At 64.0% G+C, this 23,693-nt stretch carries 24 protein-coding genes; 10 read left to right on the top strand and 14 right to left on the bottom strand.

Features of this window, described 5'->3' with window-relative positions; translation table 11 throughout:
• The first annotated feature begins 41 nt into the window (after nucleotides 1–41).
• Both C7K55_RS00490 and fabG read left to right on the top strand, forming a co-directional pair.
• The gene (locus tag C7K55_RS00490; RefSeq protein WP_106501450.1) at nucleotides 42–887 is read left to right on the top strand and encodes an ADP-heptose--LPS heptosyltransferase; all 846 of its coding nucleotides are present in this window, start codon (nucleotides 42–44) and stop codon (nucleotides 885–887) included.
• A 72-nt stretch (nucleotides 888–959) separates the two neighbouring features.
• On the top strand, nucleotides 960–1,712 hold the full coding sequence (gene fabG, locus C7K55_RS00485) for a 3-oxoacyl-[acyl-carrier-protein] reductase (protein WP_106501696.1): 753 nt from the start codon (nucleotides 960–962) through the stop codon (nucleotides 1,710–1,712).
• A gap of 63 nt (nucleotides 1,713–1,775) precedes the next feature.
• Here the strand turns inward: fabG and C7K55_RS13655 are convergent, their stop codons facing one another.
• Entirely contained in the window at nucleotides 1,776–2,015 is a 240-nt protein-coding gene (locus tag C7K55_RS13655; protein ID WP_106501449.1) for a hypothetical protein, read from the bottom strand.
• A 134-nt stretch (nucleotides 2,016–2,149) separates the two neighbouring features.
• On the opposite strand from C7K55_RS13655, the gene groL reads away from it, so the two are divergent.
• Nucleotides 2,150–3,802 carry a chaperonin GroEL gene (groL, locus tag C7K55_RS00475; protein ID WP_106501448.1) on the top strand — a complete coding sequence of 551 codons (1,653 nt, stop codon included), beginning with the start codon at nucleotides 2,150–2,152 and terminating at the stop codon, nucleotides 3,800–3,802.
• A gap of 11 nt (nucleotides 3,803–3,813) precedes the next feature.
• On the opposite strand, the gene C7K55_RS00470 is transcribed toward groL, so the two are convergent.
• The 6 genes from C7K55_RS00470 to C7K55_RS00445 all read right to left on the bottom strand — a co-directional run bounded on the left by C7K55_RS00470 (nucleotide 3,814) and on the right by C7K55_RS00445 (nucleotide 8,759).
• On the bottom strand, nucleotides 3,814–4,488 hold the full coding sequence (locus tag C7K55_RS00470; protein WP_254969476.1) for an N-acetylmannosamine-6-phosphate 2-epimerase: 675 nt from the start codon (nucleotides 4,486–4,488) through the stop codon (nucleotides 3,814–3,816).
• On the bottom strand, nucleotides 4,489–4,836 hold the full coding sequence (locus C7K55_RS00465; RefSeq protein ID WP_127431950.1) for a hypothetical protein: 348 nt from the start codon (nucleotides 4,834–4,836) through the stop codon (nucleotides 4,489–4,491). It lies immediately after the preceding gene.
• 98 nt (nucleotides 4,837–4,934) lie between these two features.
• Nucleotides 4,935–5,780: an ABC transporter permease gene (locus C7K55_RS00460; protein ID WP_106501446.1), complete on the bottom strand. Its 846-nt coding sequence runs from the start codon at nucleotides 5,778–5,780 to the stop codon at nucleotides 4,935–4,937.
• Nucleotides 5,780–6,802, bottom strand: a complete 1,023-nt coding sequence (locus C7K55_RS00455; RefSeq protein ID WP_193486072.1) for an ABC transporter ATP-binding protein — start codon at nucleotides 6,800–6,802, stop codon at nucleotides 5,780–5,782. The genes C7K55_RS00460 and C7K55_RS00455 overlap by 1 nt, the downstream gene beginning before the upstream one ends.
• Nucleotides 6,803–6,820: 18 nt before the next feature.
• Entirely contained in the window at nucleotides 6,821–7,804 is a 984-nt protein-coding gene (locus C7K55_RS00450; RefSeq protein ID WP_106501444.1) for a heme o synthase, read from the bottom strand.
• Nucleotides 7,797–8,759 carry a COX15/CtaA family protein gene (locus tag C7K55_RS00445; protein WP_241518064.1) on the bottom strand — a complete coding sequence of 321 codons (963 nt, stop codon included), beginning with the start codon at nucleotides 8,757–8,759 and terminating at the stop codon, nucleotides 7,797–7,799. Before C7K55_RS00445 ends, C7K55_RS00450 begins: the two co-directional genes overlap by 8 nt.
• A 195-nt stretch (nucleotides 8,760–8,954) precedes the next feature.
• Between C7K55_RS00445 and C7K55_RS00440 the strand changes: the two genes are divergently transcribed.
• From C7K55_RS00440 to C7K55_RS00425, 4 genes are all read left to right on the top strand, one after another.
• Nucleotides 8,955–9,797 (top strand): cytochrome c oxidase subunit II, encoded by an 843-nt coding sequence (locus tag C7K55_RS00440; protein WP_396094774.1) that lies wholly within the window; start codon nucleotides 8,955–8,957, stop codon nucleotides 9,795–9,797.
• A 9-nt stretch (nucleotides 9,798–9,806) separates the two neighbouring features.
• On the top strand, nucleotides 9,807–11,429 hold the full coding sequence (ctaD, locus tag C7K55_RS00435; protein WP_106501442.1) for a cytochrome c oxidase subunit I: 1,623 nt from the start codon (nucleotides 9,807–9,809) through the stop codon (nucleotides 11,427–11,429).
• A complete protein-coding gene (locus C7K55_RS00430; protein ID WP_106501441.1) occupies nucleotides 11,426–12,034 on the top strand; it encodes a cytochrome c oxidase subunit 3 in 609 nt (202 codons plus the stop codon). Before ctaD ends, C7K55_RS00430 begins: the two co-directional genes overlap by 4 nt.
• A 125-nt stretch (nucleotides 12,035–12,159) precedes the next feature.
• Entirely contained in the window at nucleotides 12,160–12,525 is a 366-nt protein-coding gene (locus C7K55_RS00425) for an AbrB family transcriptional regulator (RefSeq protein ID WP_106501693.1), read from the top strand.
• 24 nt (nucleotides 12,526–12,549) lie between these two features.
• Here the strand turns inward: C7K55_RS00425 and C7K55_RS00420 are convergent, their stop codons facing one another.
• Together C7K55_RS00420 and C7K55_RS00415 are read right to left on the bottom strand one after the other, a co-directional pair.
• Nucleotides 12,550–13,125 (bottom strand): HdeD family acid-resistance protein, encoded by a 576-nt coding sequence (locus tag C7K55_RS00420; protein WP_106501692.1) that lies wholly within the window; start codon nucleotides 13,123–13,125, stop codon nucleotides 12,550–12,552.
• Between the two features lie 49 nt (nucleotides 13,126–13,174).
• Nucleotides 13,175–13,840, bottom strand: a complete 666-nt coding sequence (locus C7K55_RS00415; RefSeq protein WP_106501440.1) for a riboflavin synthase — start codon at nucleotides 13,838–13,840, stop codon at nucleotides 13,175–13,177.
• Between the two features lie 60 nt (nucleotides 13,841–13,900).
• Here C7K55_RS00415 and C7K55_RS00410 point away from each other — a divergent pair, with 60 nt between their 5' ends.
• Both C7K55_RS00410 and C7K55_RS00405 read left to right on the top strand, forming a co-directional pair.
• Nucleotides 13,901–14,470: a bifunctional nuclease family protein gene (locus C7K55_RS00410; protein ID WP_106501439.1), complete on the top strand. Its 570-nt coding sequence runs from the start codon at nucleotides 13,901–13,903 to the stop codon at nucleotides 14,468–14,470.
• A 61-nt stretch (nucleotides 14,471–14,531) separates the two neighbouring features.
• Nucleotides 14,532–15,605 carry an aldo/keto reductase gene (locus tag C7K55_RS00405; RefSeq protein ID WP_106501691.1) on the top strand — a complete coding sequence of 358 codons (1,074 nt, stop codon included), beginning with the start codon at nucleotides 14,532–14,534 and terminating at the stop codon, nucleotides 15,603–15,605.
• A gap of 400 nt (nucleotides 15,606–16,005) precedes the next feature.
• Here C7K55_RS00405 and C7K55_RS00400 read toward each other — a convergent pair whose 3' ends face one another.
• The 5 genes from C7K55_RS00400 to topA are packed head-to-tail and all read right to left on the bottom strand — an operon-like array spanning nucleotide 16,006 to nucleotide 21,997.
• Complete coding sequence (locus C7K55_RS00400) at nucleotides 16,006–17,028, bottom strand: type 2 periplasmic-binding domain-containing protein (RefSeq protein ID WP_106501438.1); 1,023 nt, start codon at nucleotides 17,026–17,028, stop codon at nucleotides 16,006–16,008.
• A 10-nt stretch (nucleotides 17,029–17,038) separates the two neighbouring features.
• Nucleotides 17,039–18,154 carry a nicotinate-nucleotide--dimethylbenzimidazole phosphoribosyltransferase gene (locus C7K55_RS00395; RefSeq protein ID WP_106501437.1) on the bottom strand — a complete coding sequence of 372 codons (1,116 nt, stop codon included), beginning with the start codon at nucleotides 18,152–18,154 and terminating at the stop codon, nucleotides 17,039–17,041.
• An 8-nt stretch (nucleotides 18,155–18,162) separates the two neighbouring features.
• Nucleotides 18,163–18,825: a DUF2232 domain-containing protein gene (locus C7K55_RS00390; RefSeq protein WP_106501436.1), complete on the bottom strand. Its 663-nt coding sequence runs from the start codon at nucleotides 18,823–18,825 to the stop codon at nucleotides 18,163–18,165.
• On the bottom strand, nucleotides 18,825–19,280 hold the full coding sequence (locus tag C7K55_RS00385; RefSeq protein ID WP_106501435.1) for a hypothetical protein: 456 nt from the start codon (nucleotides 19,278–19,280) through the stop codon (nucleotides 18,825–18,827). Before C7K55_RS00385 ends, C7K55_RS00390 begins: the two co-directional genes overlap by 1 nt.
• Nucleotides 19,280–21,997 (bottom strand): type I DNA topoisomerase, encoded by a 2,718-nt coding sequence (gene topA / locus C7K55_RS00380; protein ID WP_106501434.1) that lies wholly within the window; start codon nucleotides 21,995–21,997, stop codon nucleotides 19,280–19,282. The genes C7K55_RS00385 and topA overlap by 1 nt, the downstream gene beginning before the upstream one ends.
• Before the next feature lie 110 nt (nucleotides 21,998–22,107).
• Between topA and C7K55_RS00375 the strand changes: the two genes are divergently transcribed.
• Nucleotides 22,108–23,667 carry an NAD(P)H-quinone oxidoreductase subunit N gene (locus C7K55_RS00375; protein WP_106501433.1) on the top strand — a complete coding sequence of 520 codons (1,560 nt, stop codon included), beginning with the start codon at nucleotides 22,108–22,110 and terminating at the stop codon, nucleotides 23,665–23,667.
• Nucleotides 23,668–23,693: the final 26 nt, after the last annotated feature.

The raw sequence follows: 23,693 nt of genomic DNA, 5'->3' as shown, positions 1-23,693 counted from the left end.
CTGATCCATACAATCAGGCCGCCGAACCTGTGTCGTTTGCGATGCGCGCCCTGTTTCTGATTCCGGGCGGCAGCAGCCAGCAGCTGCAGAGTTTTGCCGCCGTTGCTGCCGTCGCCGACCAACTCCATGCCGACGTCCAGGTGGTCTGTCCATTAGCGGCGGTTCCCCTTTGGTCCATGCATCCAGCCGTGGAACGGGCCATGCCCTTCACCTACGAGCAGGCAACCCTTGCCGATTGGGCCAACTTGATGGGCTCGGTGCGGGAGCCTGATTTTCAGGTGAGCCTCAACCTGGCGCCCAGCCGCCAGATGGATCTGATGCTGTCGATGAGCCACATCCCCACCCGGGTCGCCAGCAGTGGCTTTTCCGCCACCGAGCGGATCACCCCCATCGAGGGCGGCTGGGCCAACCAGGCCTTTGAAGCCTTCCTGCGGCCCATCGGGGTGCGGCTCGAGGCTGATTCTTTCCGGTTGCCGATCGCCCCGGGCGACCTGGAGGCCGCCAGCGCGGCCCTACCCAGTGGCGATGGACCGGCCCTGCTGCTAGCCCCCTCCGGTGCTGGCGGCGACTGGCCAGCCCAGCAATGGCAAGACCTACCCTCCCAGATCCTCAGCAAGCTGCCCAACCTGCGGACCGTGCCTGCACTAGCTGGCACTGGGGCCGGAGATATGCGTAAGCGCGCCGCCCAGATCGCCAGTGCCGATGTGGTGCTAGCCAGCGACCCCGTAGCCATCGAATTGGCCCTGCTGCTCGGCCTGCCGCTGGTGGCCCTGGGCCGGGATCCCGCCAGCCTGCCCAGCCGCGCTGGGGTGCAGGGCCTCGGCAGCGCGGCCAACCTCAGCCAACTTGGCGACGCCGAGGTGCTCGCCGCCCTGGGACTGGGATAATTGGGGTTCGGGGGATAGTCAGGCCATACGATCAGCGCCACAAACCCCAGTGCCGCGATGTCGAGTGCCGTGATGTCCAGCCCAGCCCCCCTGACCGGCCAAGTGGCGCTGGTTACCGGTGCCAGCCGGGGTATCGGTCGCGCCATCGCCCTTGAGCTGGCAGGGGCCGGCGCCCAAGTAGTAGTGAATTACGCCAGCTCCCCGGATGCAGCCGAAGCGGTCGTGGCTGAGATCACTGCTGCCGGGGGCGAAGCCTGGAGCCATCGGGCCGATGTAGCCGATGAAGAGCAGGTCGAGGCCATGGTTAAAGCGGTGCTCGCCAGGGGCGGCCGGCTCGACGTGTTGGTTAACAACGCCGGCATCACCCGCGACGGCCTGCTGATGCGGATGAAAACCGCCGACTGGCAGAACGTGATCAACCTCAATCTCACCGGCGTGTTTCTCTGCACCCGCGCTGTGAGCCGGGCCATGCTCAAGGCCCGCAGCGGCCGCATCATCAACATCACCTCAGTGGTGGCCCTGATGGGCAATCCAGGCCAGGCCAACTACAGCGCCGCCAAGGCAGGGGTGATCGGCCTAACCCGCAGCAATGCGGCTGAATTTGCCGCCCGTGGGGTCACCGTCAATGCCGTTGCCCCAGGCTTCATCGAGAGCGACATGACCGCCGAACTCGACAAAGAACCCATCCTGGCGGCGATTCCCCTGGGGAGGATGGGCAGCGCCGCCGAGGTGGCAGGTGCAGTGCGCTTTCTGGCCGCCGACCCGGCTGCCGCCTACATCACCGGCCAGGTGCTGCAGGTGGATGGCGGCATGGTTATGCGATGAGAGCTTGAGACTTCTATTTCAAGACCTGGCAGGTCAAGACTTGATAGTCCAAGACTTGGCAGTTCAAGAGCTTGTGAGCGGCTGAGCCAACTCCTCGCGCAGCCGGCGAATCCGCTGCAGCAGGCGCAGGCGGCGACTGCGAGCGGTGATTGTCAAAAACAGCCTCACCGGCACATAAACCAAGGCCATCAACACTCCGGCCGCCGCCACGAGCACAAACACCATGGCGTTAGCAGTGGAGCCCGGATCCAGCGAAATGGCTTCGTCCGCGCTCTCCAGTGCTGTTTGCAGCAAATCCTCCATTGCTGAACCCTATCGAGCCTGGAGCGAATCAGTAGCCCAAAGCAGCAGCTTGATTCGGCTTTCCCCACCCCGCTCCGATGGCCTGGCTGCGGTCCGCCGTGGGACCCTGGCTCCACTGAGTGTCCAGCGTTTTCATGGCCAAGCTGATCAGCTTTTCAGATGCCTCCCGTGGCGCCCTTGAGCGTGGTGTAAACGCCCTGGCCAACGCCGTGAAGGTCACCCTCGGACCCCGCGGCCGCAACGTGGTGCTCGAAAAGAAATTCGGCGCGCCCGAGATCGTTAATGACGGCGTCACCATCGCCCGGGAGATCGAACTCGAAGATCCCTTCGAAAACGTTGGCGCCAAGCTGATGCAGCAGGTGGCCAGCAAGACCAAGGACACCGCCGGCGACGGCACCACCACTGCCACCCTGCTGGCCCAGGCACTGGTCCGCGAAGGCCTCAGAAACGTGGCGGCCGGCGCCAGCCCGGTCGTGTTACGCCGCGGCATGGAACAGGCCACAGCCCAGATCGTGGCGGGCATCGCCGAGAGGGCCCAACCCGTCGCCGGTGAAGCGATTCGCCAGGTAGCCGAGGTGAGCTCCGGCAACGACGAAGAGATCGGCCGGATGATCGCCGAGGCCATGGACAAGGTGAGCGCTGACGGCGTCATCACCGTTGAGGAGTCCACCTCCTTGGCCACCGAACTGGAGATCACCGAGGGCATGGCCTTCGACCGTGGCTACAGCTCCCCCTACTTCGTCACCGACCAGGAGAGGCGCGAATGCGTCTTTGAAAATGCCCTGATCCTGATCACCGACCGCAAAATCAGCACCATCACTGACCTGGTGCCCGTGCTGGAGGCGGTTTCCAAGGGCGGCAGGCCCCTGCTGATCCTGGCGGAAGAGGTGGAGGGCGAAGCTCTCGCCACCCTGGTGGTTAACAAAAACCGCGGCGTATTGCAGGTTGCAGCAGTGCGGGCCCCTGGCTTCGGGGATCGCCGCAAGGCCATGCTTGGCGACATCGCCGTACTCACCGGCGCCACGGTCGTGAGCGAAGACCAGGCCATGACCCTGGACAAGACCGGCCTAGCCGAGCTCGGTCAGGCCCGCCGCATCACCATCACCAAGGACAGCACCACGATCGTGGCCAGCGGTGAGCACCAGGCAGTCGTTGCTGATCGGGTGGCCTCAATCAAGCGCGAGCTCGACAACACCGACTCCGATTACGACCGCGAAAAGCTCCAGGAGCGGATCGCCAAACTGGCCGGAGGGGTTGCCGTGATCAAGGTGGGTGCTCCCACCGAAACCGAGCTCAAGAACCGCAAGCTGCGCATCGAAGACGCCCTCAACGCCACCCGCGCTGCGGTGGAGGAGGGAATCATTGCTGGTGGCGGCTGCACCCTGTTGGAGCTGGCCGAAGGGCTCAACAGCCTGGCGGCTAGCTGCCAGGGCGATGAGCGCACCGGCGTCGAGATCGTCAAGCGGGCCTTAGCCGAGCCCGTGCGCCAGATCGCCCACAACTCGGGCGCCGATGGCGCCGTGGTGGCAGCTGAGATCCTGCGGCTGGGCAAGGGCTACAACGCCCTAACCGGCGTCTACGAAGACCTCCTGGCCGCTGGCATTCTCGATGCGGCCAAGGTGGTGCGCCTAGCCCTTCAAGACGCGGTCTCGATCGCCTCAATGCTGATCACCACCGAGGTTGTGATCGCCGATAAGCCCGAACCCGAAGCAGCCCCCGGCGGCGACATGGGCGGTATGGGTGGCATGGGCGGTATGGGTGGAATGGGCATGCCCGGGATGATGTGATCCCAGGCTGCTCAGCCGGCCAGCACATCCCGTACATAGGCAGCAACCTGCAAATCGACCCCGGTGATTGCCGTGCCCACAACCACGGCATCTGCGCCGAGGTCGAGGGCTTGGCGGGCCTGCTGGGGGCTTGATATGCCGCCCTCGCAGATCAGGCTCACCTCGTTGGGTAATTGCTGCCGCAGCAGGGGCAATAGATCCCAGGCTGGTGGCTTCTGGCCTGAGGTTGATTCTGTGTAGCCATAAAGGGTCGTGCCGACCCAGCTGCAACCCAGCTCGGCGGCACGCAGACCATTGGCAACGCTGTCCACGTCCGCCATCAGCACAGCACCAAGCTCCCGCTGGGCGCGGGCGATCAGACCCTCCAAATTTTCACCCCCGGGGCGATAGCGCTCGGTGGCATCAATCGCCACCACATCGGCACCAGCAGCCCAAACAGCACGAATCTCCTCCCACCCGGGGGTGATGTATACCGAGCTGTCTGGGTAGCTGCGCTTCCATAGGCCCACGATCAGGGCCTTTGGGCAGCGCTGACGAACAGCGCCGATGTGCTCTGGGCTTTCCAGACGCACCCCAGAGGCGCCATTGCGCAAACTGGCATCTGCCATGGCGGCGATCACATCGGGATCGCGCATCGGAGATCCCTCGGGGGCCTGCACCGACACAATCAAACCGGAGGGCTTCACTCAGCTGGCCAGGGGAAGGTGAAAGTCATCGAGCTCTTCAGCATCCGGCAGCCAGGCCCGCAGGGAAGCGTGGGCAAAGGGCGCAGGAGCGGCATTGCGCGCTGCCGGAGCCAGGGCATCCTGCACAAGGGCCAGCACAGGCCGTTGCACGGTGGGCTGAAGATCTGGTTGCACCATCGATATGCCAGTCCCAAGCTCGAGCTCAGGGTTGGACACCAGGCCAGCCTGGGAGCGCAGCCACTCAGCCGCCCCTACTCCTTGGCCCACGCAAAGTGGGCCGGAGATCAGGGATTCGAGGGCCGCTAGCCCCCTGCGGTGCGCCCACTGCTGCACCAGACGCTGGGCCATGGCCTGATCCCGTTCTGCAACCGCCGCCAGCAAACGGTCCCCTAAGTCGGGACGGTCGGACGGGGGGAATCTGGAGGGCTGCGTCACGAAAGGACCTACTAGGTGAGCTTGCGATCCAAAAGCGGCCGAATCAGCAGGAACAACCCAGCGGCCAGTAAGGCGAGCACCCCTAGGCAGGTGGCGCTGCTGAGCTGGCCGTAGGGGGCCTCCAGCACCACTGCGGTGAGAGAGACCTGTCCCGCATAGGCGGCACGAATCGGTTCTATCGCGAAGGTAAGGGGATTAAGGGCCGCTAGCCAGCCCAGCCAGGCCGGCATGAACGACAACGGAGCCAAAGCGGTGCTGGCAAACAGCAGTGGCAGGTTGGCCACAAAGATCACCGCAATCAGCTCGATGTGACCTGGCAGCGCAAAAGCAAGCCCCAAGCTCAAGGCCGTGACTGCAAAAACCAACAACAGCAAGGTGACCAATACCAGCAGCAGCCCAGCTCCACCAGGCCAGCCGTAACCCAGCAATGCGGCAGTGCCCATGATCGCCAGGCTCTGCACCAAGCTCAGGGTGGTGATGTAGAGCACCGAGGCGAACACGATCGAGCTGCGCGAGCGCAGCGGCGCCACCAGCAACCGGTTGAGGAAGCCAAATTCGCGGTCAAACATCAATGGCAGGCCAGCGTTCAGGGCCGCACTGAAGGCCGTGAACACGATCACACCTGCTCCAAGGAAGCGGCCGTAGCTGATGCCGCCAGGCAGCAGGCCCGCCGGAGCCTTGGCAAACAGGGCGCCAAACAACACCAGCCAGATCAGGGGCTGCAGCACCCCCGCCACCAAGGTGGAAGGCCGGCGCTGCAGCTGTACGAACAAACGGCGGGTGAGGGCCAGGGTTTCTTGACTGATCTCAGCCAAGGCGGATGCCTCGGGTTGGGGGACTGGAAGGGTTGTGGTCATCACATGCTCGCTTTGCGTTCAGCCTTGGGATCACGGCTGCCGGCTACCGCAAGCTCCGCGTCCATCAGGGTGCGGCCGGTGGCCTGGAGATAGACATCATCGAGGCTGGGGCGGCTCTGGGCGAGGGCAAAAACCGGCAGGTCGGCTGCCGCCAATTGGCGGCGCAGCTGCTCGACAACGCCGTCGTGCTCAATCACCAGATTCAGGGAGTAGCCCTGGGCCCGATTCACCACCACCTGGCGTACCCCGGCGCAATCGTGCAACAGGCTGCGCACCCGCTCAGCTTCGTCGGCATCACTGAATTCACGCACCCTCAAGGTCACCCGATCGCCACCCAAGGCGGCCTTGAGCACAGCAGGAGCGCCCTCGGCGATGACCTTGCCAGCCTCGATGATCGCCAGATGGTCAGCCAGGGCATCAACCTCCTCTAAGTAGTGGCTGCTAAGCAGCACGGTTGTGCCGCCTTCGCGCAGCTGACGCAAGACGGACCAGATCGCAGCACGACTCTCGATATCAAGGCCGACGGTGGGCTCATCGAGCACCAGCACTTGGGGACTGTGCAGCAGGCCAGCGGCCAGATCGAGCCGGCGACGCATCCCGCCTGAGTAGCTCCCGCAACGCCGATCAATCCAGTCGGTCATGCCGAGCAGCTCGATCAGCTCATCCATGCGCCGGTTCCGGGCAGCTGGGGCCAGGTGATAAAGATCACCCTGCAGCTGCAGCAGTTCGCGGCCGGTGAGGATCTTGTCGATTGCCACCTCCTGGGCCACGTAGCCCAACAAGCGACGCACCGCCCGGGGCTCGGCCAGGGCATCAACGCCGCCTACCCGCACGCTGCCGCTGTCAGGGGCCAGCAGGGTGCAAAGGATTCGCAAGGCGGTCGTCTTACCGGCACCGTTAGGACCAAGCAGGCCATAGAGGCTGCCGGCCGGCACTTGCAGGGAAAGGTTATCGAGGGCAACGACGGCAGTTGCCGCCTTTTTGCCCCCGTAGCGCTTGCAGAGCTGCTGCAGTTCGATCACCGACTCAAGCCGCTCCAATCAGCCGACCAATGTAGGCAAGGCAGCAAAGGGGACGTTGAACAGTTGGGGGCCCAGCAGGGCTGCCTGCGGTAGGCGGGCCAACAAAAGCAACGCACAAATGCCGAATAAATAGAAAATCGACCAGCGGAACATGGCCTTGGCCCGTTGGGGTTCGTCAGGCTGGCTGCGTAGCTGGGAGCTCAGCTGCAGCAGGCGGGCGTTGAAGGGCAGCACCATCAAGCCGTAAAGCAAGCCACCCGTTGGCAGCGCCACGATCCCAAGCAGGCTCAAGCCAACAGTGGCCCAGGCGTAATGGCTGATGGCCCGAGTCGTGACCGCCACTCCCTTGACCACCGGAAGCATCGGGATGCCCACGGAGCGGTAATCGTCCTTGAGCAGCAGGGCAAGGGCCCAGAAGTGGGCTGGCGTCCACAACATCACCAGGGAAAACAACCACCAGGAAGCCCAGCCAAGGGAGCCGGTGGCAGCGGCAGCTCCCACCAAGGGTGGAATAGCCCCGGCCACCCCGCCGACCACGATGTTCTGACTGGTGCGCGGCTTGAGCAGGGCTGTGTAGAGCAGCACATAGCTGCAGAGCCCCAACAGGGAAAGGCTGGCAGCGAGCGGATTAACGCCCACAACCAGCACTGCCACCGACAGGATGGTGAGGCCAATGGCTAGGGCAAAGGCCTGGCGCTGGGCCAGACGGCCAGAGGGCAGGGCCCGGCGGCTAGTGCGCTGCATGCGCCCATCGAGATCCTGTTCCCAAAGGCAATTGAGCACTCCGGCTGCAGCCGAGGCCAGGCTGCCCCCCACCAGGGTGCAGATGATTGTGCTGGCGGCGGGTGCATCGCCACTGCTGAGTGCCATGCCACCGAGGGTGGTGGCGAGGAGCAGCGGTATGAGCCGGGGCTTGGCCACTTCAAGCCAGGCCGGCAATTTCACCGAGGGGCGAATCGCCGGGGCAACGGCGATTGGAGCTGTGATCGTTGCACTAACCATGAGCCACCTCGGAAGACGTTTGAGACATGGGCAAGGTCTGGCCTGAGTTGCCAAGGGAGCGGGCAAGCACCGCTGCCAGCAGAGCGACCAGCAGGGCTGCCAGCAGTTGGTGGCCGATCGTCACCAGGGGCGCCTGCAGCTGGAGCTTCAAGGTCCAAATGCCCAGGCTCACCTGGGCCAGCACCAAAACGGCCGCTCCCTGGGCGAGGCCGGGCAGTTGACCCTGACCTGGGGGCAACAGCAGGGTTGCTGCTGCTAAAGCCAGCACGGCAAGGCTTGCTGGCATGGCGAGCTGGCGGTGAGCAAGCAGCCAGCGGCAGCCATTGCCGGCACTAAAACACTGATCTGGCGCCCATTGGCTGGCCATGGTTCCACCCAGCAGGCACTGGGCGAACACCAGCACCAGGGCCAAGCTCGCCAACAGTTGCCACCAAAGGGGAGGGCTGATCGAAGCCCTATTCGCCATTGCCAGGCGCTGGTAGAGGCCACTTGTGAGCGCAACCAGCAATAAAGCCGTTGCGAGATGGGCAGTAACCAATGGCGCCGCCAGAAGCTGGGTGACGGTGAGAGCACCCAGGCCGCCTTGAACCAGCACTAAAAAAAGTGTTCCAGCAGCCAGCCAGGGCAACCAAGCGGGCAACCGTCGCCGCCAGAAAAAACTCGCTGCCGTAAGAACCAGCAGGGCCACTCCCACCACGAAAGCGTCAAGGCGGTGAAACCACTCCAGAAACACCTGCAGATTCATCTGACGACCTGGCAGGAGACGGCCATAGCAAAGGGGCCAGTCAGGACAGGCCAGACCAGCCTCCATCACCCTGGTGGCACCGCCGATGCCAACCAAGGCAACCAAGGCCACCACTAGATGGGAAGCAAGTAGGGCGAGCTTCTGGATCAGAGCAGGGTCTGGTCTGCTGCGAACGCTTGGGGTTAGAGGTGATTGGAGATTTGTCGTCACGGAAACGACCATCCCGAAGTCCAGAAAAGCTAACCAAATTGTTCAAAACGAGCGACTCCTAATTGCCCAGATCACGAAGTGAAAACATCAGCCCTGCTTGCCAGAGGCTGAAGCGTTGATTTGCCAACTAAGGCAAAGATCGCCCCACACATCGCAGCCAGTGCCCATAGGCTGATTGGAAGCTCAAACAGCACCGTGCCAATTCGCACCGTCCTAGCTGTGCTCACGGCCACCACAGCCCTTGTGCTGACAGGGCTTTGGGTTGGCTACAACGTCAACATGCTGCCGCTCGGCGCCAGCAGCAATGCATCCACCTACGACGATCTATTTAAGGTTTTGTTCAGCATTGGCACAGTGCTGTTTCTCGGCATCGTGATCCTGCTGGTTTACAGCCTGTTTCGATTTAGGCGCCGCAGCGGCGATCTCAGTGATGGGCTGGCAATAGAGGGAAATCTGCCCCTGGAGATTGTTTGGACAGCAATCCCCGCGGTGGTTGTTTTGTTTGTCGGTCTATACAGCTACGACATTTATGAGCGGATGGGCGGTATGGCCACGCTCAACGATCACATGGCTATGGATCACGGGGCCATGCAGCAAGTAAGTGTTAAGGAAGGGGATACGGCTGGCCGGGTTTGGGGTGGTATTGGCGTAGCCGGCATGGACGCAGCACCAGCTGGTCCGGTTTTACCTGTTGAGGTAACCGCTATGCAATTTGCCTTCATTTTTCACTATCCAGGCTCAGATATAACCAGCGGCGAACTGCATGTGCCCACCGGTCAACAAGTTGAGTTGCGCATGGAAGCCCGTGACGTAATCCATGCCTTCTGGGTGCCCCAGTTCCGTCTCAAGCAGGACGTAATTCCAGGCCAGCCAACCGTGCTCTCCTTTACCGCCACTAGGGCTGGCACCTATCCGATCATCTGCGCCGAGCTCTGCGGGCCATACCACGGCGGCATGCGCTCCAACGTGGTAGTGCACGAGCCCGATGCCTACGACAACTGGTTGCAGCAGAACACCCCCAACCGCACCACCACCTGAGGACCCGCCATGACTCTCGCCAACCCAAGCGATTTCGACGGCAACCTGCAACCCCAGGGCTGGCTGCGCTACTTCAGTTTCAGCCTCGATCACAAGGTGATTGGGCTGCAATATTTGGTTTGTGGCTTCATCTTCTATTTGATCGGCGGTGCCCTAGCTGGGGTTATTCGCACGGAACTGATCAGTCCAATCTCCGATTTCGTCAGCCGTGAGACCTACAACGAGGTGCTCACCCTGCATGGCACGGTCATGATCTTTCTTTGGATCGTGCCAGTCGTAAATGGCGCCTTCGGCAATTATCTGATTCCCTTTTATGTGGGCGCCAGAGACATGGCTTTCCCCCGTCTCAACGCCGTGGCCTTCTGGCTGATACCCCCTGCGGGCATTCTTCTTATAAGTAGTTATTTTATTGCTGGAGCGGCTGCCCAATCCGGCTGGACCGCCTATCCACCCCTAAGCCTCACCACCCCAGCGGCAGGCCAAGTGGTGTGGATATTGAGCGTACTTCTGCTTGGTGGCAGTTCGATTTTTGGCGGCATCAACTTCATTGCCACCATTCTGAAGCTGCGGCGTCCTGGTCTGAAGCTGATGATGCTGCCCATGTATTGCTGGGCGATGCTGGGCACCAGTGTTTTAGTTGTGCTGTCGACGCCAGTACTGGCAGGGACTTTAATTCTGCTCAGTTTCGACATCATTGCCCACACCGGATTTTTCAATCCAACCATGGGTGGAAACGTAGTGGTTTATCAACACCTTTTTTGGTTTTATTCCCACCCGGCTGTATATATCATGGTGCTGCCAGCCTTTGGTCTCGTCAGCGAAATACTGCCTATCCACGCCCGCAAACCTCTTTTTGGTTACACCACGATGGTGTATTCGATCATGGCGATCGTTTTCCTTGGCCTAATTGTTTGGGCTCACCACATGTTCACCAGCGGCACACCCCCCTGGATGCGCCTGTTTTTCACGATTGCCACCTCCTTTATCGCAGTCCCAACCGGCATCAAATTCTTCAACTGGTTGGCGACTTTGTGGGGCGGCAAGATTGCCCTTAATTCGGCGATGTTGTTCTCATGCGCCTTCATCGTTAATTTTGTATTCGGCGGCATCACTGGCGTAGCTCTGGCCCAAGTGCCTTTTGATATTCACGTTCACGACACCTATTTCGTGGTGGGTCACTTCCACTACATTGTTTACGGGGGCACGGTGTTTGTTATTTTCGGATCTTTGTATCACTGGTATCCGAAGTTCACCGGTCGCCTGCTCAACGAGGACCTGGGGAGGCTCCACTTTCTGCTCACTTTTGTTGGTTTCAATCTCTGCTTCGCCCCCCAGCACTGGCTCGGCTTAAATGGCATGCCTCGTCGGGTTGCCGAATACGACCCCGCCTTCACCACCCTTAACCAGGTGAGCAGCGTGGGCGCCCTGTTGATGGCCATCAGCACCCTGCCACTGCTTATCAACGTCGTGGTTACGGCCATAAACGGCAAAGAGGCTGGTGACAACCCTTGGAATGCCCTTACATCTGAGTGGCTCACCAGTTCGCCGCCACCGGTTGAAAACTGGCACGGCGAGGCACCACTAGTTACCGAGCCCTACGGCTACGGCCAGCACCAGGAGACAAAAGCGTGACCAGCACCACACCCCTACAGGATTCCGTCACCATTGAGGCTGGCCACAGCCCAGCTGGTGAGGGCCACGGAGATTTCCGCCTATTTGGCCTGGCCACCTTCTTAGTGGCAGATGGCATGACCTTCGCCGGTTTTTTTGCCGCCTATCTCACTTTCCGGGCCGTGAATCCGCTGCCGGAAGGGGGGATCTATGAGCTCGAATTGCTGCTACCCACCATCAACACGGTGGTTTTGATCATCAGCAGCTTCACCTTTCACCGCGCCGGCAAGGAATGCCGGGCCGGACAGCTGGGGGCCAGCCGCCTCTGGCTGGCAATCACTGGTGGCCTGGGCGCGATTTTCCTGGCGGGTCAGATGGTCGAGTATTTCAACCTGCCCTTCAGCCTCACCGACAACCTTTTTGCCAGCACCTTCTACGCCTTAACAGGCTTCCACGGCCTACACGTGACTCTTGGCGTGATCTGTATCGCCATCGTTGCTCTGCAAACTCGCCAGGGGGGACGCATCAGCGCCAGTGACCACTTCGGCCTAGAAGCGGCTGAGCTCTATTGGCATTTCGTTGATGGCATCTGGGTTGTGCTCTACGGAATCCTGTATCTGCTCTGAGGCTCCAAGTCGTCAACCGCTGGCACGGATGGCGATTTCCTTGCGTACCGGGCACAATTAGTTGATATATCTGCCCAGCGCAGGCCTTTCACATGGCGGCCAGGAACGGCGACAGCCCCGCGGACATGCTGGAAGGCAAAGCCCTTCTTGATCGGGCCCGCGCCCTGAGCAACCGCCCAGAGGACGAAATCGCCCGGGGCTGCGGCTACGTGGGTCCGAGCGGACGGGTGCTGAAAAAAAGTTTTTATCGAGCTTTGGTGGCTGCCAAGGGCTACCCGGTACCAAACAGCGTTAGCCGAACCGCCAGCAGCGGCCAAGGCAAGGGTCGACAAGCTGATTTCCGCACCCGGGTGCATGGCAACGGCAACCTGCTGATCGGCCACGCCTACACCCGCAAGCTGGGTTTGGAGCCGGGCCAGGAATTTCGGATCGAGATCAACCCAGACAACGGCTCGATCAGCCTGCTACCCCTCGAACCACAAGATCCCTAGGCCCCTCTCCCCTGGCGCTCCTACTCAGTCTTCGCCGTGGAAGCTGGCGCTGAAGGCGAGCAGGTCAATACCGCTGAACAGGAAGCTGATTCCAACCAGCACCCCAATCACCCAGAGCAGCCCCCAGGCCTGCATGGTCACGATCAGCACGCCGAGGATCAGGGTGACGATGCCGTTAAGCAAGCCCCAACCCCAGCCACTCACCCTTGTGTGACCGAGGGCCACAAGCATCGAAACCACGCCTTCGAGGATGAAAACGATGCCGATGGCAAAGGCCAGACTGGCCACCATCAGGCTGCCCTCGAGCGGACCGCCGCGGAACTGCTGAATCATCCAGGCGCCCACCACGATGAAGAGGGTGGAAATCACCAGCCGCGAAAAGCAATACCAGCGTCCCAACTGGCTGGAGCGGGCCAGGTTGCTTACCCAACCCACGATGCCGCCCACCAGAAAGCCCACCGCCACGATCACGGTGATCCAGGCGGAAGCCAGCACCGGGAAGATCAGGGCCAGCACCCCAAGTACCAGCATCAACACCCCCTCAAACAGGGTGAAGGCCTTCAATCCCTCGCCTTTGGCAGAAAACAGACCTGAGCCCATCGCTATGGCAGCAACATCACCTGGACGGTAGTCACGCAAAGCGCAGACGTCAGATCCAGCCGTGATCAGCCAGCCAGGGGGCATTGATCGGCTCGGCCGCGCCGCTGGGACCGGTGGCAGCCAGCAAACGCTCGGTGTATTTGGCCAGTAGGTCGGCCTCCAGGTTGACCCCATCCCCCACCGCCAGCTGCGCCAGGGTGGTGCTGGCCCAGGTGTGGGGAATCACGGCAATCCAGAAGCCGGCACCATCGGGGTCGCAGCCGGCCACTGTCAGGCTGATGCCATCCACCGCCACGCTGGCCTTTTCGCAGACATAGCGGCCGTAGGCGGGGTTGTGCCAGGCCAGCTCCAAGCGCCAGGAGGCGGCCTGGCGGGCGATGGCTCGCACCACCCCGAGCCCATCCACATGGCCACTCACCAGGTGGCCACCAAGCCGGTCGGCCAGGCGCAGGGCCGGCTCAAGATTCACCCTGGCGCCCCGGTCTGCCTTGGCGGCCAAGGTGGTGCGGCCCAAGGTTTCCTCGCTGACATCGGCGCGAAAGCCATCGGCCAGTCGCCCAGCCACGGTGAGACAAACCCCATCCACCGCCACGCTGTCGCCCAGGGCCAGGCTGGCAGGGGTCCAAGTAGCCCCAGGGGCAGCAGCCCACTGCAGTTGAACCCCGTGGGGAGAGCGGCGGATCACGCCTGTGGCCTGCACCAGCCCGGTAAACATCTGCTTTCCAGCCCGGTGCGACAATCCTCGCCATAATCGGATAAAGGGCAGCGCTGAGCCATGGTTGAAATGCGCGTTGCCGGAATTGCACTCGATGCGGCCAGTCGCAGCCCGATCGTTTTGCTACGCGATCCATCGGGCCGGCGCCAGGTGCCGATCTGGATCGACCAGGCCCAAGCCCAAAACATCTTGGCCGGACTCAGCGAAGAACCACCGACCCGCCCCCTCAGCCACGACCTGATGGCCGACCTGATCGACGCTGGGGGTTTGCAGCTCGACCGGGTTGTAATTCACACGATCGAAGACAGCACCTTCCGCGCCGTGCTGAAACTCAGCCCCGCTAGCGATGGGGAAGCTGGGGCTCCTGGCGACCAAACAGCTGCCTCAAGCATCGAGATAGACGCCAGGCCTAGCGATGCCATCGCCCTAGCCCTGCGCACCGGCAGCAGCATCTGGATGCTTGAAGAGGTCGTGGCTGATGCCTCCATCCCGGTGGATGCGGAGGCCGACGCCCAGGAGCAGGACAATTTCCGCCGCTTCCTGGACAGCACCAGCCCTGCCGACCTGGTGCGCCACCTCAAACAGGCCCACCCCAAAGCCGACCAACCTGGGGATGAACCAACAGCCTGAAAACCGGCTGCGGCGCCCCTACGGCGCTGGTCCGGCGGTGTCGGCCTTCAGCTTGGGCACGATGCGGGCCCTGGGCAGCCCCGCCCAGATGGAAGCGGTGCTTAGGGCAGCCCTGGCCGCCGGCATCAACCACCTGGAAACAGCCCCTGCCTACGGGCCCGCCGAAACCTTCCTGGGCCAGGCTCTGGCGGCCCTGCAATGGGACAACCTGGGACCCTCAGACGGCTGGCTCATCACCAGCAAACTGCTACCCGGCCCCGACCTGTCCACCGGCCAGGGGCAACTGCGCTCAATCCTGGCGCGCCTTGGGGTGGCCCAGCTCACCAACCTGGCCGTGCATGGCCTCAACCGCCCCGAGCACCTGGAGTGGGCGATTAAGGGGCCCGGCGCCGACCTGCTGACCTGGGCCAAAGATGAAGGACTGGTGGGTCAGGTGGGCTTCAGCAGCCACGGCACGCCCGAGCTGATCGAAGCCGCCCTGAGCTCGGGGAGCTTCACGTTCTGCAGCCTGCATGTGCACCTTTTTGACCAGACCCTGCTGCCCATCGCCCGCGCCGCCCTGGCCCAGGGAATCGGCGTGCTTGCCATCTCCCCGGCCGACAAGGGCGGTCGCCTCTACGACCCACCAGCCGAGCTGGTTGCCGACTGCGCCCCGTTTCACCCCCTGGAGCTGGCCTATCGCTTCCTGCTCGATCAGGGGATCTCCACCTTGAGCCTGGGGGCTGAGCAGCCGGAAGACCTGGCCTGGGCCGCTGCCATCGGCGGGCCCTCGCCCTGGCTGAGTGCCGCGCAACGCTCAGCCCTGCAGCGCCTGGACGTCGCCGGCCGCGAGCGCCTGGGGGCGGAGCGCTGCGGCCAGTGCCGCGCCTGCTTGCCCTGCCCCAACGGCGTGCCGATCCCCGAACTCCTGCGCCTGCGCAACCTGGCCGTGGGCCACGGCATGGAGGCCTTTGCCCAGGAGCGCTACAACCTGATCGGCCGTGCCGGCCACTGGTGGGAGGAGCTCAACGCCGAGGCCTGCCGCGCCTGCGGGGCCTGCCTGCCCCGCTGCCCCCACGAGCTACCCATCCCCGAGCTGCTAGCCGACACCCACCGGCGCCTGAGCGCCGCCCCCCGCCGCCGCCTTTGGGGCTAGGGCTAGGAGGGTGGGGCTAGGTGGGGCATTGTCTTGACAGATAGACCTGGCTGGGGATCGATCGCTGCAATGGGTTCCTAATCCTGTACAAGCTGTACAGATTCCTCAACTGTGTTGATTCAGGTGCGCCCGGGCCGTAATCAGGATGGCTGCGTTCACACCATTCCCCCGTACTCCTCCAGCAGCAAGATCACGTCTCGAAGCTGGACAAGGTTGCACTGAGCCTGCTGCTCTATGGCCGCCGCCACGACAGCAGCGATGCAAGGAGGTCGACATGGGAGTAAGTGGTGAAATCCGTGGAATCACGGGTTACGCGGGCGGTGTCCATCAATCTGTACAGGCTGTACAGAAAGCTGACAGTTCCCCGCGACGACAGAGCCCCACAGCCAAGTGCCTGGGATCAGGGTCTGGGGGCGGCGGCATCCCAGAGGTTTTGCTGGGCCAGTTGCTCGGGCAGGCTGAGCGGCGGCAGGCTCCAGCAGCGGCCCAGGAGGGCATCTCCCGGCAGCAGCAACGCCGCCATCGACTCGGGAAAGCGCCGCGCCACCGGCGCCAGATCGGCCTGGGGCAGGGGCGGCACCAAGCCCCGGGCCAGCAGTTGCTCCAGTAGGGGCTGCTCTAGCACTGCACCGAGCCACTCCAGGGGTGGTGGCGCTGACTGTGCAGCAACGGCAGGTCGCAGCAGCAGTTGCCAGCTGAGGGGCGCGCCGCTGTCGGGCCAGATCACCGCCAGGCGCTGGTCGCGGCGTAGCAGGGGAATCAGGCGCTGCAGGGGCAGCACCGCCGCCTCAGCATCACCGCTGAGCAGCAGGTTGAGGCCGTCACGGTCGTCGTAGGCGAGGGCCTGGGCCCGCAACCGCTCCAGCCGCTCAAAATCGCCGCCCATGATCTCCAGGCTGATGCGAGGGCTGGAGGGCAACACCAACCGGCCGCGCAGGCTGGGATCAAGCAGCAACTGCCAGCCCTCCTGGCGACGGGCGGCCAGGTCGGGGCGGCTGCGCAGGGCGATGACCCAGGGGCTGTAGGCCCAGGGGAAAGCCAGCTGCCCAGCAGCTCGCGGGGCATAAAGACGGGCCACCGGGGCACTGAAGGCGGCCAGGCGAGCCCAGAGCCGCGGCGCCTCAAAGGACTGAAGTTGCTGCCGGCTCAGGCCACTGGCCCAGCCGTCACTGAGCGCAACCAAACCAGGGGCCGGCCTTTGGCCTAGCTCACGCACGGCTTTTTGCACAGCAGCGGCATCAGCTACTTGGCGTGTCCGCCAGGGGGCGGGCAGTTGCTTCAGCCAGGCGGCTGGCAGGTCTGCTTCTGCCAGCAGCAGCTCGGGGCCAGCGGCGGAGCGGCAGGCGGCCAGCAGGCCAGCACCAGCACCCACCCCTAGCTGCAGCAGCCGGCGACGGGAGAGCACAGCGGGAGTGAATGCCATGGCAGCGACCCTAGGCACCGAGCTCCAGCCGGCAGGCTGCGTCGCAGGCCTCAGCCAGGGCCCCTGGCTGCCGACCCGCCAGCTGCCAGAGCAGGGCCAGGCCGCCGGCCCCCACCCCCTCTTTGACGTAACCGCGCTCGTAGTCGCGTAGGGCGGCGCTGCTGCAGCCATGGAAGCGCAGGGCCGCCACCTCCAGCCTCGGCCGCACCTGCCAGCGAGCACCTATGCGCTCCAGCAGCAGGGCCAGGTTGCTGCCAGCTTCCTCGGCCACCCAGGCGGTGGTGGCCACCACCAAGCGATCCGCCAGGGCTGGCCGCTGGCCTGGCTCAGCCAGGGCTAGGGCCAGGGCCAGCACCGCCGCCATCTGGCTGCCACCGGCCAGCAGCACCGGCGTACCGCGGGCCGCCGCCGCCCCCACCAGCCCAGCAGCGAAGGCCTGCATTGGATCCCCCAACGCCGCCAACACGCTCAGGGGATGGGCAACTCCCGTCAGATCTGCCGCCTCAAAACTCGCTGCAGCCAAACCCTGAGCCACGAGGGCCGCCTTCAGGCCATGGGCCGGTTGGCGCAAGCTGCCGCTTACTAGACCCGCCGCTGCCACCCCCAGGCCCTCGAGCACCGCCAGGGCCGTGGTGGTGCCTCCTGGCACACATTCGGCCAGCAGCAACGGCTCGGCCGGATCCAAGCGCCTGCCCCAGGCACTGCCGCGCTGCACCAGGGCCGCCACCCTGGCTGGGGCAAGGGCCTGGCCCGTGCTGAGGCAGCGGGCCGGGCCGGCACTCTCCAGCCCCGGCAGGCGCAGGTGCGGCACCGCCGCCGCGATCGCACAGCCCAGATCGAGCACCCGGGTGCGCTCCAGCAGCCCCAGCTGACTCAACACCACATGGCTGATCAGGGCCGGGCTGACCCCCGCCGGCAGGGGCGGCAGGGCATGGCAGCGGCGACCACCGGGGCCCAGCAGCAGCAATTCGGCATCGGCGGCCGCCGTACCCAGCCGGGCCTGGGGCGAGGCCCCGGCAGCGGAAATCCCAGGCACCGCCGCCGTATCGGTGGCGGCGAGCAGCAGCAGAGTGCGGCTGCGGCGCCAGCCCTGCTCCAGAGCCTGGGTCCAGGGATCAGGGGCCATCAGGCCGCTCAGAGGGGGTCAAGGGCCACTAGGGCCCGAAGGGAATCTGGGGGCTCTGGGATGGGGGAATGCAGGCGCGGAAAGATCCAGTAGGCAACCGCATGCAGGGCCAGCACCACGATCACGTTCTGCACCCACACCAACGCCAGCGCAGCCAGCTGCACCTGGGCCAGCTCGATCGATGCTGCCATTCCCAGCCAGCCAGCCAACTTCTCCAATAAACCAGCAGCCGCAGTGGTGATCAGCACCCAAAGGTTCTCGCCCACCAAAACGGAGAGCACCGCCACCCTCACCAGGAAGCCAGCTGCACTGATCAGGCTGCCAACACCCCAGCTCAGCCACCAACTGGAGCGCCAACCGGCCCTGGCCCGCCAGCACCAGCCCAGCCACAGCGCCAGCAAGCCATAGGGGAAAACCACCAACGGCCCCCGGATCGGACCCATCAGGGCTACCAGCAATAGGGCGGTCACAACCAGTCCCTCCACGGCACAGCGCCAGCCATGACGCAACTGCAAGAGGGCCAGGGGCAGGGGCAGGGCCAGCCGAAAAAGGGGGCTGCCCACCGGCAGGTAGTAGAGCGCCACCCACAGCAGGGCGGTGGCGGCGGCGAGATAGGCCGTATCCATCAACTGGCGGGCCTGGCCGCGGTTGAGTTGGCGCCGGGACGACATCAGCGCGGTGCCGGCGCCGGTGTGACCGTGGGGGCAGCCGCCGGCGTGGCAGCAGCTCCGACCCGCTCAATCATCTCCACCTCAAAACTGACCCCCGCCGCCCGCAAGGCTTCTGTGACCGCTTCCGCCGGGGCAGCGGGATCGGCGGAGGGCAGCTGGATCGTGATGCGATAGGGGGCTGGCTTACTGGGATTGACGGCTGCCGCCTTGGCTTCCACGGGCTTGGGCTCAACCTTTTTGGGGGAGGCAGCAGTGGGGGCAGCCGTAGGGGGGGCAGCAGCTTTTGAGGCGGGAGTGGCGGTCGCTGGATTAGGGGCAGGAGAGACCGGCTGAGCGGGCTGGGCCGGGGGCGCTGAAAAGCTGCGGGCCAGCTGGTCGCCGAAGCGGGTGCCACTGCAGCCAGACAGCGCTAGGGCGCATAGCAGCGACCCATAGGTGCGGCCGGCGCCTGCCATCAGCTGTCCGCCGCCCTGATCACCCGCACCGCGCTGGCGCGCAGCCGGCCGGTCTTGGTGGTGGCGGGAGCTTTCTTTGCCGCAGGAGCCTTAGCTGCCGGTTTTTTGGCTGCTGGCTTTTTGGCTCCCGGCTTCCTGGCCGCAGCTTTGCCAGTAGCGGCCTTAGCGGCCAGCAGCTCAACCGCCTGCTCCAGGGTGATGGTATCGGCGGTGGTGCCCTCCGGCAGCGAAGCATTCACCTTGCCCTGCTTGACATAGAGGCCGTAGGGACCGTCAAACAGTTGGATCGCCTCGTCGGCGCCCTCGGGGACACCGATGTCCTTGAGGGCCGTGCGGCCGCCACGGCCCTTCTTGGGCATGGCGAACAGCTCCAAGGCTCGGTCAAGGCCAACCACCAGTACGTCGTCCTCCGCCTTAAGGGAGCGGTAGTCCTTCTCGCCTTTGCCCTTGTGGTGCACCACGTAGGGGCCAAAGCGACCGAGACCCGCCTCCACCCGACCGCCCTCCGGGTGGTCGCCGAGTTGGCGGGGTAGCCGCAACAGGGCGATGGCATCCTCCAGGGTCAGTTCCTCGGGCTTGGCGCCTTTGGGCAGCGAAGCTCGCTTCGGTTTGGGGTTCTCGTCACTCACCTGGCCCCGCTGCACGTACGGCCCGTACTGGCCAAACAGCAAGTACACCTGCTCACCGCTTTCCGGGTCATCACCAAGGGACTCAGGCCCATCGGCCTTTTGCCTCAGGATCAGCTCCGCCTTTTCGGCATCGAGATCGGCAGGGGTGATCTCCTGGGGCAGGGTGGCCTTGAGCAGCTCCTCGGTGCCGTCTTCAGCTACGCGCTTGGTTTCCAGGTAGGCGCCGAAGCGGCCGATGCGCACCACGCAGGGCAGGCCCTCCAGCTCAACGGTGCGGGACACACCGGGGTCGATATCGCCCTCCCGCTGCTGCACCTGGGTTTCCAGGCCCTTTTCGCCCTTAAAGAAGCTCTCCAGGTAAGGCAGCCACTGCACCTGACCGTGGGAGATCTCATCGAGGGTGTTCTCCATCCGGGCCGTGAAACTGGTGTCCACCAGATCCGGGAAGTGCTCCTCCAGCAGGGCCGTCACGGCAAAAGCCGTGAAGCTGGGGGTGAGGGAGTTGTTGGCGAGGGTGGCGTAGCCGCGATCGACGATCGTGCCGATGATCGAGGCATAGGTGGAGGGGCGACCGATGCCCTCCTTCTCGAGCATCTTCACCAGGGCCGCCTCGCTGTAGCGAGCGGGGGGCTGGGTTTGGTGGCCGAGGGCCTCCACCGCCTTGCAGGCGGGGCTGTCGCCCACCTTCAGGGCCGGTAGCAACAGCTCCTGACCTTCAAGGGCCGCGTCGGGATCGTCGCTGCCCTCGACGTAGGCGCGAAAGAAACCGGCGAAGTCGATGCGCTTACCCGAGGCCCGGAACTGGGCTTGGCCCAGGGCGCCGCCATCGGCCTGCAGTTCCACGGCGAGCATGGTGAGGCGGGCATCAGCCATCTGGCTGGCCACGGTGCGCTTCCAGATCAGCTCATAGAGGGCCAGATCCTTGCCATCTAGACCTGTGGCGTTTGGGGTGCGGAACGCCTCACCGGCTGGGCGAATCGCCTCGTGGGCCTCCTGGGCGTTGCGGGCCTTGGTGGAAAACTGGCGGGGGCTGGGGCTGAGGTAGTCCTTGCCGTACTTCTCGCTGACGCAGCTGCGGGCGGCGTTGATCGCCTGATCGCTGAGGTGCACCGAGTCGGTGCGCATGTAGGTGATGAAACCGCGCTCGTAGAGGCCCTGGGCCGTGCGCATGGTTTCCCGGGCCGAGAGCCGCAGCTTTCGGTTGGACTCCTGCTGGAGGGTGCTGGTGGTGAAAGGCGGCACGGGCTTTCGCACCGTGGGCTTCTCCTCTACGGAGGTCACCTGCCATGGGTTGGCCTGCACCTGGACCTGGAGCTGGCGGGCCTCCGCCTCGCTCAGCAGCCTCACCTTGCTGCCGGCCTTAAGGGCGCCGGTGCTCTCGTCGAAGTCGGAGCCTCCGGCGATCCGCTCCCCTTTGAGATGGCTGAGCTTGGCCTCAAAGCCAGCTTCGCCCTGCTCCAGCCGGGCCTTGAGGTCCCAGTAGCTGCCGCTGCGGAAAGCCCGGCGGGCCCGCTCGCGCTGCACGAGCAGGCGCACTGCCACCGACTGAACCCGGCCGGCGCTCAGCCCCCACGCCACCTTTTTCCACAGCAGCGGCGAAAGGGTGTAACCCACCAGCCGATCGAGAATGCGCCGGGTTTCCTGGGCATGCACCAGCTCCATATCGAGGTCGCGGGTGTCCTCGAGAGCCCGACTGATGGCCTCTTTGGTGATCTCGTGAAACACCATGCGCTTCACCGGCACCTTGGGGCTGAGCAGCTGCAGCAGGTGCCAGCTGATCGATTCCCCCTCCCGATCTTCGTCAGTGGCCAGCAGCAGCTGGTCGGCGCCCTTGAGGGCATCCTTTAGCTCCTTGACCACCTTTTTCTTGTCCTTCGGCACCACGTAGAGGGGCTCGAAGTTGGCGGCGGTGTTGACGCCAAGATTTGCCCACTTCTCCCCTTTGTGAGCCGCCGGAATCTCACTGGCGTTATTGGGCAAGTCGCGGACATGCCCCATCGAGGCTTCCACCTTGAAGTCCTTGGGAAGGAAGCCGCGGATGGTGCGGGCCTTCGTCGGACTTTCAACAATGACCAGGGTGTGACCCACAGACCAGCGCCTTACCGCTTCCCTCTTTATCGCATCAAGCGCCCAATTTGACAGCCAAGCGCAGCTACAGTCATCCACATCACAGCTCCCACCTCGCGGTCCCCTCGCTGATGTTCCTGCTGGGCGCCCTCTCCTCCGTGGCCGATGCGATCGGCAGTGGTGCCGGAACGGGAGGATTAAATCTCCAGCTCAACGCTGGCGCCATCGCCCCGGAGGCGGCGGTGCTGATCGCGCTGCTCACCTGCCTGCTGGTGGATCTCGCTGGCGAGAAGGCGGCCAGCCGCTGGGTGCCCCCGATTTGTTATGCCGGCCTGGGCAGCGCCTTGGTGCTGCTTGCCCTGCAGTGGAACACCCCCGACCTGCAGCCCGCCTTCGTGGGCTCCTTCCTGGCGGACAACCTGGCGATTGCCTTCCGAGCCGTGGTGGCTGCCTCCACCTTGATTTCCTTGCTGCTCAGCTGGCGCTACGTGGAGCAGAGCGGCACGCCGGTGGGTGAATTCGCCGGCATCCTGCTGGCCGCCACCCTCGGCGCCATGTTCCTGTGTGGCGCCACCGATCTGGTGACAATTTTCGTGTCGCTGGAAACCCTGTCTGTATCTAGCTACTTGCTGGCGGGATACATGAAGCGCGATGCTCGCAGCTCCGAGGCAGCACTGAAATATTTGCTGGTGGGTTCGGCCGCCGCGGCTGTATTTCTCTACGGCGCCTCCCTGCTTTACGGCCTCACCGGCGGCGCCACCGGCCTCGACGCCGTAGCCCTGGCCCTGCGCACCAGCGCCTCGCCCGTTACGGCTCTAGCCCTGGTTTTCGTGCTGGCCACGGTGGCCTTCAAGATCGCCGCGGTGCCCTTCCACCAGTGGACCCCCGACGTTTACGAGGGTTCGCCAACGCCGGTGGTGGCTTTCCTTTCGGTGGGCTCCAAGGCCGCCGGCTTTGCCCTGGCCCTGCGCATCCTGGTGGGCTGCTTCGAGAGCTTTGATGCCCAGTGGAAGCTGCTCTTCACCGTGCTTGCGGTGCTCAGCATGGTGCTGGGCAACGTGGTGGCCCTGGCCCAAACCTCGATGAAACGGATGCTGGCCTACAGCTCCATCGGCCAGGCTGGCTTCGTGATGATCGGCCTGGTGTGCGGCACCGAAGACGGCTTCGCCGCGATGGTGCTCTACATGGCGGCCTACCTGTTCATGAATCTGGGCGCCTTCGCCTGCATCATCCTGTTCTCGCTGCGCACCGGCTCCGACCGCATCGCTGATTACGCCGGCCTTTATCAAAAGGATCCGCTGATCACCCTGGGCTTAAGCCTCTGCCTGCTTTCCCTAGGTGGGATACCGCCGATGCTGGGCTTCTTCGGCAAGATTTATTTATTTTTTGCCGGCTGGGCCGATCACCAATACCTGCTGGTAGTGGTGGGTCTGGTCACCTCGGTGGTATCTATCTACTACTACATCTCGGTTATCAAGATGATGGTGGTAAAAGAGCCCCAGGAAGCCTCAGATGTGGTGAAGGCATACCCTGCCATCAATTGGTCTGTGGCTGGCCTGCCCGCCCTGCGCACCGCCCTGGTGGGCTGCGTGATTGTCACCGCCGTGGGTGGCATTCTCTCCAACCCTCTGTTCACCTGGGCCAGCCAGGCAGTTACCGGCACGCCGATGCTTGTTCAGGCCATTGGTTGAACACGGTTCATTAATTAAGAACAGGG

It is taken from the genome of Cyanobium usitatum str. Tous, assembly GCF_003011885.1.
GTDB lineage: Bacteria > Cyanobacteriota > Cyanobacteriia > PCC-6307 > Cyanobiaceae > Cyanobium_A > Cyanobium_A usitatum.
Note: the sequence above shows the minus strand (reverse complement) of the source record. Positions and strands in the feature narration are given on the sequence as shown.